Annotated in this window: 10 protein-coding genes; 4 read left to right on the top strand and 6 right to left on the bottom strand. The window is 41.5% G+C overall.

The genetic code is table 11. From position 1 onward, the window contains the following. Positions 1–29: 29 nt before the first annotated feature. The 3 genes from RCZ04_RS03960 to rbfA all read right to left on the bottom strand — a co-directional run bounded on the left by RCZ04_RS03960 (position 30) and on the right by rbfA (position 2,398). The gene (locus RCZ04_RS03960) at positions 30–1,184 is read right to left on the bottom strand and encodes an ABC transporter permease (RefSeq protein WP_460484799.1); all 1,155 of its coding nucleotides are present in this window, start codon (positions 1,182–1,184) and stop codon (positions 30–32) included. Positions 1,185–1,284: 100 nt separating this feature from the next. Further along, a complete protein-coding gene (locus RCZ04_RS03965) occupies positions 1,285–1,995 on the bottom strand; it encodes a Fic family protein (protein ID WP_460484657.1) in 711 nt (236 codons plus the stop codon). 10 nt (positions 1,996–2,005) lie between these two features. Continuing rightward, a complete protein-coding gene (gene rbfA / locus RCZ04_RS03970) occupies positions 2,006–2,398 on the bottom strand; it encodes a ribosome-binding factor A (protein WP_460484658.1) in 393 nt (130 codons plus the stop codon). A gap of 817 nt (positions 2,399–3,215) precedes the next feature. On the opposite strand from rbfA, the gene RCZ04_RS03975 reads away from it, so the two are divergent. Next, positions 3,216–4,391 carry a DUF4595 domain-containing protein gene (locus RCZ04_RS03975; RefSeq protein WP_460484659.1) on the top strand — a complete coding sequence of 392 codons (1,176 nt, stop codon included), beginning with the start codon at positions 3,216–3,218 and terminating at the stop codon, positions 4,389–4,391. Between the two features lie 228 nt (positions 4,392–4,619). On the opposite strand, the gene RCZ04_RS03980 is transcribed toward RCZ04_RS03975, so the two are convergent. The 3 genes from RCZ04_RS03980 to RCZ04_RS03990 all read right to left on the bottom strand — a co-directional run bounded on the left by RCZ04_RS03980 (position 4,620) and on the right by RCZ04_RS03990 (position 10,266). Then, positions 4,620–6,911, bottom strand: coding sequence for a TonB-dependent receptor (locus RCZ04_RS03980; protein ID WP_460484660.1), 2,292 nt, complete (start codon positions 6,909–6,911; stop codon positions 4,620–4,622). Between the two features lie 605 nt (positions 6,912–7,516). Continuing rightward, the gene (locus RCZ04_RS03985; RefSeq protein ID WP_460484661.1) at positions 7,517–9,781 is read right to left on the bottom strand and encodes an NADP-dependent malic enzyme; all 2,265 of its coding nucleotides are present in this window, start codon (positions 9,779–9,781) and stop codon (positions 7,517–7,519) included. 266 nt (positions 9,782–10,047) lie between these two features. After that, the gene (locus RCZ04_RS03990) at positions 10,048–10,266 is read right to left on the bottom strand and encodes a PLDc N-terminal domain-containing protein (RefSeq protein ID WP_460484662.1); all 219 of its coding nucleotides are present in this window, start codon (positions 10,264–10,266) and stop codon (positions 10,048–10,050) included. Positions 10,267–10,778: 512 nt separating this feature from the next. Between RCZ04_RS03990 and RCZ04_RS03995 the strand changes: the two genes are divergently transcribed. From RCZ04_RS03995 to RCZ04_RS04005, 3 genes are all read left to right on the top strand, one after another. Next, positions 10,779–11,195 carry a CBS domain-containing protein gene (locus RCZ04_RS03995; protein ID WP_460484663.1) on the top strand — a complete coding sequence of 139 codons (417 nt, stop codon included), beginning with the start codon at positions 10,779–10,781 and terminating at the stop codon, positions 11,193–11,195. A 796-nt stretch (positions 11,196–11,991) separates the two neighbouring features. Further along, entirely contained in the window at positions 11,992–13,233 is a 1,242-nt protein-coding gene (locus RCZ04_RS04000; protein WP_460484664.1) for a lipocalin-like domain-containing protein, read from the top strand. Positions 13,234–13,591: 358 nt separating this feature from the next. Beyond that, a complete protein-coding gene (locus RCZ04_RS04005) occupies positions 13,592–14,626 on the top strand; it encodes an inorganic phosphate transporter (protein ID WP_460484665.1) in 1,035 nt (344 codons plus the stop codon). The last annotated feature ends 36 nt before the right edge of the window (positions 14,627–14,662 follow it).

A 14,662-nucleotide genomic window follows, 5' to 3' on the forward strand; every position in this document is an offset into this window, starting at 1 on the left:
TTATTTATCATAATTACAGTGCTTGTAATCTATTTAACACGTACTCGTGAGGAGGCTACTAATGAAGCTAAAACTCCTAAAACTACAATGGTAGCAAAAACAATAGCTATGTTTAAAGCTGTGATAGTTACAGGGTAGGCTAAGGTAGGGCTGATCATTACAAACTCAAATTGCTGTTGCAAAACCACAATCGTCGCTCCTAATACAATACCTATAATGGCACCTAATACCGAAGCCATTGTGCCTTGCCAAAAGAAGATTTGTCGCATTTGGTGTTCGTTCATACCGAGGGCGTAAAGTGTTTGCAGGTCGTCTTTTTTGTCGAGAATCATCATAATGATAGCGCCTACAAGGTTGAAAAGCGCAATGATGAGCACTAAGATGAAAATCAGATATACAGCTATATTCTCGGTATTGAGCATACGGTAAAGCGCATCGTTTAGCTGTACGCGGTTTTTTACTACTACGGGTTGGTGAAAGAGCTGTGAGAGCTGTTCGGTTACTTGCTTTTCATCAGCATTGGGGGCTAATTTTATTTCTATGGCTGACACTTGTTCTTTCTTTAATCCCAACAGAAACTGTGCTTGGTCTAAAGATGAAAACACGTACTTCTTATCTAAATCTTCTGTAAGTTGATAAATACCTTGTACTACCGAAAAAGCTTGACGATAAGGCATAGGGTCGTTTAGGATACTGCCTTTACCTGCCTTGGGTACGACTATCTGCAAAGGAGAAGAGCCGTCGAGGAGATTTAAGCCGAGATTATTGAAAATGGTTGCCCCTACTATCACACTGGGGGGAGTGAGCTCCCAATTGCCCAGCACAAGAATACTATCGACATCGTTTACTTTGGGGTACTCAGTATCTACTCCCTTGATATAAGCGATGTGGTTCTTTTGGTTGTGGGTGAGAAATACTTGTTCTTCCAATACTTTAGAAAAGTGTGCTACCGATGAGAGTTGTTGCAGTTTCAGTGTATCTTCAGCAGTAAGTGATAGGTATTTACCTGTTTTTGGGAACACTTTTAGGTCGGGGTCGAAGGTGGAGGAGAAGGAGAGGGTAAAGTTCTTAAGTCCTGCGAAACCGGCGAGCACAATAAAAAGGGCAGCACCGCCCAGCACCACCACAAAAGCTGTAACCCTATTGATGATGTTGATAACGTTCTGCGAACTTTTGGCGAACATATAACGCCTTGCTATGTAGAATACTGAAGTCATTTTTAATGATTAATGATAAATGGTTAGTGGTTAATGAGAAATAGGGAAAAATTAACAAATTTAGGAATTAGTAAACTCTGAAATATTTCATCATTTCCTTGTAGTCGTCTTGAGCGGTAAGACAAGTATCGAGTAAGTAGCCTTCTATTTGTTGCCAATTTTGTAGACCGCGATAGTAGAACCATCGAAGTTGTTCGGTGATGATAAAGGGCACTATGTTATTCGCCAAGGACTCTTTAAAAAGGAGTAATCGACCTACGCGACCGTTACCGTCTTGAAAAGGGTGAATGCTTTCAAATTGCCAGTGAAAATCGACTAAATCGCGAAGTGTTTTGGTTTCTTTTTGGTGATAATTAGCTAAGAGAGCTGTCATTTCTTGAGCCACCTTTTCAGGAGGTGTAGTAGCGTTGCCTCCTACCTCGTTAGGCAGTTTTTTGTAGTTTCCTACAACAAACCAATCTTTTCTACTATTAGAAGTGCCTGCTTTGAGAATACTGTGAAAGGTTTTTATCATTTCTTGGGTAAGAGGTTCGGTAGCGCATTCCAACATCGCATCAAAAGCTTTGAAATGATTGATAGCTTCGAGAATATCATCAATTTTTACCGCTTGTTCGGTAATGCCAATGGTATTGGTTTCAAAGATATAACGTGTTTGCTCGTGTGTGAGCTGGCTGCCTTCAATATGATTGGAGTTGTAGCAAAAGTCTATTTGAGTGCGGTGATAGATACCGCCCTTGAGGTGAGATTCTTTTTCTTGTAATAATCGTTTTAAAAGCATTTTCAACTGACTACGTCATTTTTCGTTTATACAATAGCTCTCGGTTTTCGATGGGGTTTTCTTCTTCTTTGAGCGATTGCTCGATGCCTTCGATGTACTGCAATGAGTCATCAATATAAAAATACAATTCGGGCATACGGCGGAACTGATGTTTGGTGATTTGCGATAGCTCGTGCTTGATGAGTGGCGCATTAGAGGTTACGCCTTTGAGCACTTCAGCAGCTTGTGCCTCGGGGAATACGCTGAGGTACACCTTAGCTACCGATAAATCAACCGTTACGGTTACTTTGGTTACCGATACGAGTAGGTTTTGTTGCCCTGCATCGCGTATGGATTGCTGCAACACTTTGGCTAATTCTTCTTGAATAATGCCTGCTATTTTCTTTTGTCTGTTGTTTTCCATTGGTTTGTTTATTTATGGTGCAAAGATACGAAATAATACCATAATAGCAATAATGCCAATAATACTGGATAATGCCAATAATACTGATAATACCGATAATACTGATAATGAACTTTGCCAAAGGTTGTAGCACGACGGGCAAGTGTGAGCCACACGGGCGTTAATGGGGAGACTGGTTGGAGGAGGTCGGACGAGTCAGACATTTCAGACGAGTCGGACAGCTCAGAGGGTAGGAGCTTTCGGAAGGAAACGGAGAAGTTCGGAAGGGTGTTTTTAGGTAAAAGATAAAAGAGAAGAGGTAAAATGGGTATGCTTAGCTTATACAAAGCTTATAGGATGCTTATACGAATCTTGGACGATTGTTATACAAAGGGTATGCAAGTAATTGATTAATACCATAATACAATAATGCCAATAATGCCGAAAATAGGGTTTCGAGGCGAAAGAAAGAGAAGAGGCAATAGGCATTAGGCAATAGGCCTTAGGGGGAAATGCGACGGGGAAGATGCAAGAAATAAAGGACGGAGAGGGGATAACCTCCCCCTAGCCCCCTCGTGGAGGGGGAATGTAGGGACGGAAAAGTGAGAGAAACATTCCCCCTATTCACATACTCTGCTCTCGCAGACTACCCTCAAGGGGGGAATTAGTGACGGAAAAGTGAGAGAAGCCTGCTTCTATTCACTTAGTTGGCTATTGTGAATAGCCTCACAAAAGGGGAATGTAGAACGTGAGAGACTCACTAATAATGCTTATAGTTTGCTGATTAGGAAGTTTTTCTTTACTTTTGCACTCAAAATTCATAAAATATTATATTCTGATGAAAAAAGTTTTATTCAGTTTTGTGGCAATGGCAGCGCTTATAGGCTGTGGCAGTAAAGACGATGATACCCCTAATGGCGGTAATGGCAACGGCGGTAATGGTACTACTACCCCTACTACTCAAAACGAGTATTTACCTACTAAAAAAGTAAGAACAATTTCTTGTAACTTCATTGAAGTGGAAATAGACTACAAAGGTGGTAGTCCTGCACCTTCTCTTGAAAGTGTGTTAGAACCGACTCTCAACGGTCAAAAATTTGTAGCAAAAACTCTAACTTTTGCTTATGACTACGATGAAAAAGGAAGAATCAACAAGATTACCAGAAAGGAAGAGGGAGAAGAGGACAATGTAAAAACTTTCACTTATGGGGCTACCTCTGTAAAAATAAGCTTACCCAATGAAGATACAGGAGAGGTAGAAAATTTTGAAGTGGGACTTAATGCTGCTGGCAATATGTTGGGCATTGGTGCTTACGACAGCAAGCAACGATTGACAAATGTTTCCAGAATAGGTGATTTTGAGTGGACAAACGGCAATTTGACCAAGATCACTGAAAAGAAAAATTGGGGTGACAAAATTACTATCTTTGAAAATCAGCTTAGCTACAACAATAACTTGAATAAAAATAAGTTTTTGTTGTACAACTTTGAGGGGGATATTGTGGGTAGTTATATGCAATATTTTGATTTTCGAATAGGTTGGATACAAGGAGTGGCTCCTAAGAACTTGCTACAACAAATGGTTTTGACAGAAGATGGTACGGCGTTAAATTATACTTACAACTACACTTATACTTTTGACAACGATGGTTTTGTAAAGACTATCAACGAAACACGAAATGCAAGAGCAGGTATGCCTACAGGTTTTGGTGGTTTTGATGCTACCTATTTAACAACTTTAGAAACACTTATTAAGAACATTGAGAATGGCACTGAGAAAAACAGAAAGTACCAATTAATCAGTGATAAGGCTGATGAAAAAGTGTTTGACATTATAATCCCTATCAAAATAGAGAAAGATAAGAACGGAAAAACTATGAACTTAACTGTGAATAAGGTAGTTCGCCACACAATTAAGCTCAAGACTGAAAACGGAGAACAAGTGTTAGATAGAATTGGAATTGACTTAAGTTACAATAGTGATATGACTACTACCTATCAGTTGAATTACTAATATTCATTAAAAAAAGCGACTTTTGGGAGTCGCTTTTTTTATCTCTTACTTTTTAATATGAATCAAGGGTTAAATTAACTATTTGATTATAAACATCCCCCTATTCACATACTCTGCTTTCGCAGACTACCTTCAAAGGGGGAGATGTGACGCAAAGGCGACAATACACTGTATATCAGTAATAATTATTTTTCAACTCTTGATTCATATTCTTACCTCTTAGCTAAATTAAATCTTCACTTTCAATCCTACAAACACAGTGCGAGGTAGGGAAGGACCATAGATGTAATTGGCATCGCGTTCGGGACCTTTGTCAAAGTCTTTTTGATATTGGTTGAAGAGGTTTTTGACACCGCAACTCACTTCTAAGGGGAAGAAGTTTTGAAACTTGAACTCATAAGCGGTGTTTACGCCTATATCCCACATCGCGGGGGTAGTTTCTAAGCGCGTGGCGGGGATATATCCTTTTAAGTGGGTGGTTTTCATTGAACCAGTGTACACGGTTACAAGGTTGATATCCCAATTAGGTTGCGGTTTATAGGTTGCCATTAGGTTACCATACACATTAGGGGTACGCAAAATCTCATCGGTTTCTACATTCTCTTCGGGCGTTTGCACGCTGTTGTACTTAGCGCTTTGGATAGTAGTGGCAAGCTGTACCATAAATTTAGGATTGGGACTGTATTTTAATTCTATATTTATGCCTTTTACCACGGCACCATCGGAGTTTTGTTTCTCACGGATAGGCAAACCGTTCTCTAAACCTGCATCTTCATACGTAAAGCGGTTGTGCAAAGCGGTATAGAATCCTTCGAGCATCGCTACAAACTGGTGTGTGTCGTGAGTGTGGTTGTATTCAAAGGAAGCGGTAAAACTATCGGAAGTTTCTTTTTTAAGATCGTCGGCGAGGCGTACCCGACGAGCTTCACCACCTTGCAATTCGCTGTGTACATCTTCGGAATAGAAGAAAGGTGCACGGAAACCACGTGAGTATGACCCCCTTGCGATAAAGTTCTCGTCGATATTGTACAACACACTCGCACGAGGGTTGAGTGCTGTAACACTTTTCTTCATTATATCGGAACTTACATTGTCAAAACGCAATCCACCGAGTACTTTGATTTTGGGAGAAATACGCCAGTCGGCTTGCGTAAAGAGTCCGAAAGTATTGGCTTTTTGGTTTACGGCAAGCACATTAGGGTTCTGGCGCTTTTCGGCAATCTTGTCATATTGATATTCAGCCCCTGAGGTCCATTGCAAATTGCCGTTGTCAGTAGGCACATAAGCGGTATGTTGCCCGCCGAGTAGCCAGATGCTTTCTTTAGTAACGCCGTAATTACCTGAAGAAGCCTCTATATCAGTACCATCAAAACTACCGTAATAGTTATCGGCGCGAGTGCGTTCGGCACTGGTATAGACAGTGAATTTGTGGTTGTAAGCCGGTGAGAAGTAGTCGAAACTGGCATTACCTCCCATCATTTGAGTACGAATGCTCTCAGCAAGGTCGGCTAAATGTTCGGGTACATCGAGTTTGTTCCCTCCACGACGATTTTCGTTGCTCACGTTTAGTTCGGCGGTAAGTTTGTGGCGGTCGGTGAAATCGTTGAAGAGTTTTGCTCCAGCATTGAGGTTGCGCAAACGGGTAATTTCGGTAAAGTCATCATCATTGGCATCATACGCCTGACGTGTGCGCTGCATTGCGTGGAAAGAGATACCCCGCATATAGTTGTCGCTCACGAGCGAACCGTTGAATGAGCTCACCACATCGCCCGATTCGCCTCCGATGAGATGGCTCACGATGCTGGCTTGTGCCTCGTTTTTAGTAGGGTTCTTCGTAATCACATTGATAGTACCCGCAATGGCATTCGAGCCAAAAAGAGCAGAACCCCCGCCGCGAATCACCTCAATGCGCTCAATCATATTGGCAGGGATTTGATCTAAGCCATATACGCCATTAAGCGAACCGAATATAGGACGGCTATCGATAAGGATTTGCGAGTAAGCCCCCTCTAAGCCATTGATACGCACTTGCGACGTACCACAATTCTGACAATTTACTTCGGTGCGGAGACCAGGTTGGAACACCAGTCCTTCCATCAAGGTATGGGCTTTCACATTTACCAATTCGCGGTTGGTGGTTACGCTCACCAATACAGGAGCGTCCCTGCGGTTTTCTTTGGTTTTGGTAGCGGTAACGACTACTTCTTCCATTCCCACAACGTCTTCTTTAAGGGAGACGTCTTGAGAGAGGGTTTCGTCTTCAACAATAGTTACTTTGTCGTTATAAGGGATATAGCCGAGCGAACGTATTTTTAACCGATATTCACCGGCGGGTACGGAAAGGGAATACTGACCATTGCGGTCGGAAGTTGTCCATTTTTTGAAGGTTTTACCTTCGAGCTGGATAGTTACAGCCTCTAAAGGACGCCCTTCAGAAGTGATAGTACCTTTGATTGTTCCTTCTTGGGAAAAACACAAAGTACAGAAAGCTAAAGTAATAGCTAATAAAAAAGTTTTCATATACTAATAATATTGTTAATTCGGGGCAAAAGTAATATATTTTTAGATAATACAAAAACTTTTGGAAAAATATTTTTAGACAAAGGTAAAAACATATAATAGGCGGCGGCTAATAATTGACAAGCAGAAGTTATTATTTAGAGCTTGCGGAATATACATCCGCTGTAATTAGAAATTTATTAGTAATATATTATGGAGCGATTGAATGGAGTTTTTAGAAATAGGTTTTGAAAGATGGTGTGAGATTGTAGCACGATAGACTGGTAGACAAAGAATGAACGAACAAAGAGTAAAGGTAAGGAGAACGATGAGTGGCTCATCAGTGGCTCAACAGCGAAGGAAAGACGAACCTAAGACGAAGGAAGAACGAAGGAATGATGAACGAAGAGCGAAAGAAAGATGAACAAAGGACAAAGGAGAAGAGGCATATTGTAAAATATCAAAGATAGCAAAGATGTGCTTGGAGTATCGTGTAAAGGTAAAAGATACTTATTAAGAAGTAAAAAAAGACTGTTCAAAATATTTTGAACAGTCTTTTCAAATATGAAAACAACATTTTTTAATTTGTTTATATTGCTTTGCACTAATTATCTGTGCAACTCGCACTACTTTTGTTGTGCATCAATCACCGCAAGGGTGGCGAGGTTTACCATCTCATCGACGGTAGAGCCGAGGGTGGTGATATGAATAGGTTTACTTAAACCTATAATCACGGGACCTATGGTATCTAAATGTTGGGTTTCCTTGAGCAGTTTGTAACTGATATTTGCTGCTTCGAGATTAGGGAACACAAGCGCATTCGCCCCTTTGCCATTGTTGAGCTTAGAGAATGGATAGTTCTTAGCAATCTTATCGGGATTGAGAGCAAAATCGGCTTGGATTTCACCATCAACTACCAAATCGGGGTGGTGTTTGTGCAGATAAGCTACGGCTTCACGCACTTTGAGGCTACTTTCGGATACGGCAGAACCAAAATTAGAATAGGATAGCATCGCTACCGAAGGTTCTAAGCCAAAGAATTTCACGGCACGTGCGGTAAGCAAGGCGATGTTAGCCAACTCTTCGGCAGTAGGGTCGATATTAATGGTTGCATCTGAAAGGAATAGAGGACCTTGTTTGGTGAACATAATGCTAGTAGCGGCGATACGTTCTATCCCTTTGTCCTTTTTAATAATCTCTAATACAGGGCGAATGGCTTTTGGATAAGCGTGAGAGTAACCTGTAATCATTGCATCGGCTTGACCGGTTTCTACGAGCATCGTGCCAAAATAGTTGCGTTCGCGCATTAGGCGTTCGGCTACTTCGTAAGTGATGCCACGGCGTTCGCGCAATTTCCAATAGTGCTTAACAAACTTCTCACGGCGTGCTTTTTCGGCATCGCTTTTCGGGTCGATAACATCTACACGACCGTTGAAGCCCAATTGGTGTTTCAGCGCTTTGATCACGTCTTTATTACCCAAAAGCACTGGAATACCGATACCATCTTCATAGATGCGTTGGGCTGCTTTGAGCACTTCTAATTGGTCGGCTTCAGCAAATACTATGCGTTTAGGGTTGCGTTTGGCGCGGTCTTGCAAGAGGCGTATTTCTTTGCTCCCGACGCCTATTCTATCCATTAGTTCGCCTTTATAAGCTTCCCAATCGGTGATAGGTTTTTGAGCGACACCTGAATCGATAGCGGCTTTGGCAATAGCGGGGGGTACTTCGTATATTAAGCGAGGGTCGAACGGTTTAGGAATGATGTAGTTGCGACCGAAGGTGAGATTTTCGCCTCCATATACTAAGCTCACTTGCTGAGGTACGGGTTTCTTGGCTAATTCGGCAATGGCACGTACCGCAGCGAGTTTCATTTCCTCGTTGATTTTGGTAGCGCGCACATCGAGTGCCCCACGGAAGATATAAGGGAAGCCGAGCACGTTATTCACCTGGTTAGGGAAATCGGAGCGACCGGTAGCCATAATGATATCTTTGCGGGTTTTCACAGCCAAATCATAGTTAATTTCAGGGGTAGGGTTTGCCATTGCAAATACAATAGCGTCCTTATTCATTGAGAGAAGCATCTCAGGAGTGAGTACATCGCCTTTTGAAAGTCCGATAAATACATCAGAGCCCTTTACAGCTTCTTCCAAAGTGCGAAGATTACGGTCGGTTGCGAACTCAGCTTTTTGAGCGGTGAGGTTAGGAGCATCTTTGCGAATCACGCCCTTGCTATCGCACATCACAATGTTCTTAGGGTTGGCACCCAAAGCCACATAGAGGCGTGTACACGAGATAGCGGCTGCTCCTGCGCCGTTTACCACAATTTGGGCTTTGGCGATGTCTTTGCCTACGATTTCTAAGGCATTGACTAAGGCAGCTGCTGAGATAATAGCGGTACCGTGCTGGTCGTCGTGCATTACAGGGATATCCAATTCCTCTTTGAGACGACGTTCAATCTCGAAAGCCTCAGGAGCTTTGATATCTTCGAGGTTGATACCCCCAAAAGTAGGCGCAATAGCTTTTACGGTTTCGACGAACTTATCGACATCGGTGGCATCGACCTCAATATCGAACACATCGATACCAGCAAAGATTTTGAAGAGCAAGCCCTTGCCCTCCATTACGGGCTTAGAGGCATCGGCACCTATATCGCCTAAACCGAGCACGGCGGTACCATTAGAAATAACGGCTACGAGGTTGCTCTTGGCGGTATATTTATAGGCATTGCTTTTATCATCGGCAATTGCCAAGCAAGGTTCGGCTACTCCAGGGGAGTAGGCTAAGGAAAGGTCGTGTTGTGTAGAATGCTTTTTGGTAGGCACTATGGCAATTTTTCCAGGTTGCGGAAACTCGTGGTACTGCAGTGCCTCGTCTTTTTTTCTTTGATCCATTTGATTTAGGTAAAAGGTAAAAGGCAAAAGGTAAAGAGGTTGTTGAACTTTACTTATTTACCGGTTACTTGTTCAAAATGCAAAGGTAGAGAATAATTAGCAAATGAGCAAATTTGTAAATTAGTAAATGGCGTAAACGTAGGAAATTTTCTTTTAATAGTAGTCGGGGAGGGGGTTACAGCTGGGTATGTGAATGCCTAAAGGTATAGAAATTATAGTCTAACAAAAGGAATTTGAGAATAAGAAGGGTCGTTATAAAAGGGTTATTAAATACGCTGTGAGAAAGGGCGGGTTTGGCTTCTTTGGGCGTGCTTGAAATGGAAATACAAAATAGTGCCCAAAAGAGGGAATAGCAAAATAACAAAGAGCCAATAGGTTTTTACGGTTGGGTCTTTCTTATATAAGCGATAAAGAACGTCTGACAGTCCCCAGAGTGTTAAAAGGGAGAGCAGGATTAGAAAGATTGTGGTTAAAAATGATTCCATAATATAATGATTTAAAAAGTTTATCAAGAAAATAGTCCTACTGCACTTTGAAAAAAGTGTACTTGAGACAGGTAAGCCGTAGCACGGCAGGATTTTAAGAATCAAACAAATGAACAGCTTCGCTACTACTTTAAAGTCTCGCACAGATTACACGGAGAGCACGGATTTTTTAATTAATTATCACTTTTTGCACGAATTACTCACCTAAAGGTGAGAGATTTCACAGATGTACAACATAAAAGCGATTATAAATCAGTTTTTGTTATGTAGAACTGAGATAAAAAAAACTCTTATAAATAAAGAACATTGTATAGAAAAGGATAATCAAAAAGGAAATTAGCGACGGATAATATTTTGTTTTGTGGGGGCAAAGTAAGAGAGATTATTTCTAAATTCCAAATAAGAAACGTTAAACATTTGTTAAATAGTTTGCTTAGTCATCTATTAATAGTTACCTTTGTGGGGTATTTTGATTATAAAACGGAATTATTCATTTTAAAAAAGTATATATTATGAAACAAAGAGTACCTGTATCACAAATTATGAGTAAGGAGCTGGTTACACTTACTCCTTCTCAATCGCTTTACGATGCTGAACGCTTGTTTAAAAAGCACAATATCCGCCATATTCCGGTAGTGGAAGGTGATAGGCTGATTGGTATTGTGAGCTATTCTGACCTTTTGCGCATTAGTTTTGCGGATATGACTGATGGCGATGAGGAGGTTACTTCGGTGGTGTATGATATGTATACCATTCCGCAGATTATGGCTAAAACGCCTCTTACAGTAAGCGCGGATACGTCGATTAAAGAAGTGGCTGAGATTTTGGCTGACCAGAGTTTTCACTCTATACCTGTGGTGGATAACGGTAAGTTGGTGGGATTGGTGACCACTACTGACCTTATTAAATATCTTTTGGAACAATACTAAGTGCGAGGTCGTAGCACGGTGCGAGCCGCACGGGCAGGTGCGAGGTCGTAGCACGACAGGCAGGTGTGAGCCACACGGGCTGTAAGGGGGAGATTGGTTGGAGGTGGTCGGACGGAGTCGGACAAGTCGGACGTTTCAGACGAGTCGGATAGCTCAGAGGGTAGGAGATTTCGAAAAGAAACGGAGAAATTCGGAAGAGGGTTTTTAGGTAAAAGATAAAAGGTAAGAGGTAAAATGGGTATGGTTAGCTTATACAAAGCTTATAGGATGCTTATACGAATCTTGGACGATTGTTATAGAAAGGGTGTATAAGTGATTGATTAATACCATAATACAATAATACTAAAAATGCCAAAAACAGGGTTTCGAGGTGAAAGAAAGAGGAAGGGGTGTTAGGCCTTAGGCCATAGGCAATAGGGTTGTGACGGTCATTATTGTTGTATAAACATCTTTTTAATATTGTGTAAACATCCCCCCTGCCCCCTTCAAAGGGGGAGATGCGACGAGGGACGAGGGGCGAATGGCGAGGGAAACCTCCCCCTAGCCCCTCAGAGAGGGGGAATTAGTGACGGGAAAGGGAGAGAAACATCCCCCCTAACCCCCCTCAAGGGGGGAGATGCGATGGAGGACGAGGGGCGAATGACGAAGAAAACCTCTCTCTATTCACTTATTTGGCTATTGCCGAAGGGGAAGTGATGCAATGAAGAGGAGATAAATGTAGTTGTTATGGTGGTTTTTTGGTGGAGATAAATTAATTTTATACTTTTGCGCGCTGAAATTAGAAATACTAACTCATATGAAGAAATTTTTATTTGGGGCATTTGTTGCCCTTGCGACAATGATTTCGTCTTGCGGAAGTAAGGACGACGATACGCCTGCGCCTCCACAGAAAACTTCATCATTGATAGGTGCGTGGCAAATGGAATCGGCAACGCTTGATGGTAAGGAGCTAAAACTTTCGGAATGTTCTTTGAAAAATGTGACTGTTTTTACTGAAAACACCGTAGAAGAGCTTGTCTTTATGAAGTATGATGAGTATAATTGTACATATAAAAAACAAGGTGCCAAGCCTTATACAGTATCGGGGGCTACTATTACCGCTGAAGGTAAGAGGCTTACTTTTACTGTGACAGAAGATAAACTTGTGACAGAGGGGACGGAGTTAGATAAAGAAGGTAAAACGCATTCTTTTTCATATACCCATAAGAGAATTACCGACAGTGAATTGGCGGCACTTAGAGCGATGGAGTATAAACCAACAGCTCCTGATTACAAAAAACAACTGGTAGGGGCGTGGCAAGTGAGTGTTGTAATTATTGATAATAAAGAGCAAGAAATCTCTGACTGTGATAAGAAACAGACTTTTGTTTTTACAGAACAAACCGCTGAGGAACTGAACTTTGATATAGACACAGAAGGCAAGTGCACATATAAAAAATCTGTACCTCAAACTTATACTATATCGGGTACGACGGTTACTGTGACAGTAGGTTCTACCGCTCATACTTTTGTGATTGAGAACAACCAATTGGTGTACAATACTTTTGGTACAGACACAGATACAGGGGCTCAAAAGGCTGCGAGAATTATTTATAGAAAACTTTCTGATAGTGAATTGGCTGCCCTTAGGGCATTGGAATACAAAGCTCCTGAAACGATTACTGACCCTAAAGCTCTTGTTGGGGCGTGGCAAATGGAGAAGGCAAGCCTTAATGTAGTACAAGGAATATTGGAGCGTTGTGATGAAAAAGCGGTGGTAATCTTTACGGCTACTACTATACAGCACTATGATTTTGACTTTAACGACACTACTCAAAGATGTGAATTTGAGAGAGGAAGAGCCGTACCCTACACGGCATCGGCAGGTGTTTTTACATCGGCAGGCGATACTCCTGAGAATTTTTTTGTAAGAGGAAACAGGCTTACTGTATCGCTTATAGATGAAGACGAAGATGGTAATGAGGGTAAATACGAATATGTATACCGCAAACTTACTGCTGCTGAGCTGGCTGAAGTAGAGAAGCTAGAGAAGAAATAAAAATTGTTACTCATAGGTTGTTTATTTCAGCTACCTTATATTAAAAAGAAGAAAAAAATGCTTTCTAACGACTAATAGCTAACGCTTTAATTATTAGGTAATAAACAGAGGGAGAAGCGTTAAAGTTTTGTTAAACTTTGGAATTGTTTTGGTAATTCAAAAAAACGCCGTACCTTTGCAAACGCAATGAGGGTGGTAGCTCATTGTAAAACTTCAAATAATAGTTTTCATAATTTAAAGTTTTGGTTGGTTAATGGAAAAGTCCGATAGCAATATCGGGCTTTTTTTATTTTGCAGAAAAACTATTGTTATTTAAAAAAGATTTTATACCTTTGCAGTGGAAAAAGTGATATAGAGAATGACACCCATATACAACCAGTTGCTAATACCTTTTCTCATTGCAATGGCAGTAGCCATTACGATGGGGGGTAGTGGTACGGCTCCTGCATTCTCGGCGAGCTATGGTGCTAACGTGATTAGGAAGACTGTTATCCCGGGTTTATTTGGGATAATGGTGTTTATAGGAGCGTTTTTGGCAGGGAAGAAAACAGCGGGCACAATGGGGAGTGGTATATTACCTGCAGAGTATATGGATTTTATGGTGGTATCGATTGCTTTGTTCTCTATAGCGGTAACGATGCTTATTTCGAACATTGCGGGGATACCGCAGTCCACCAGTCAGGCGGCTGTATTAGCTTTAGCAGCACCGGCGTTATATTTTGAGAAGTTAGACACGAACAGGTTGTTTTTGGAGATTATACCTGCGTGGTTTATATTGCCTGTGATTGCTTATTTTCTGAGTTTTTTTGCGGGGAAGTATATTTACCAGCCGATGCGCAGACGTGGGCTGACAATACAGCGAGCGCAGAATGAGAACAAGAAACATATTTGGAATGTGGCATTGGTGATAATGGCTTTGTACGTATCGTTTGCGATTGGCTCTAACAACGTAGCGAATGCAGCAGGACCGCTATATACTATGACGATTAATGAGTTACACATTCGGGAGAGTGACCATATTGTTATCTTGATGTTGGCTACTTTGGTGGTAGCACCTTGTTTTGGGATTGGAGCATCGCTTTTTGGGCATAAGATACTGAAGAATACAGGGAAGGAAATAGTGCTCTTTGGGAAGTTTGAAGCGGTGATTATTGCGTTTATATCGGGGAGCTTGTTGCTTTTGGCTTCGGTTGTAAAAGGAATACCCACTTCGCTGGTACAGGTGAATGTAGCGGCTATCTTAGGGATAGGTGTAGCGAAGATGGGTCACAAGAATATCTTTCGCAAGACTCAAGTAAGGCGATTCTTTGCGATGTGGATGATAGCGCCTATCATAGCGTTCTTTCTGTCGTTGTTGTTGGTTTTTTTAGCCGATAGGTGGCAAATATTATAGACAAAATACTTAAAGAATTGTTAAAAAACGAGTGGT

The sequence above is a fragment of the Capnocytophaga sp. HP1101 genome (assembly GCF_054772415.1).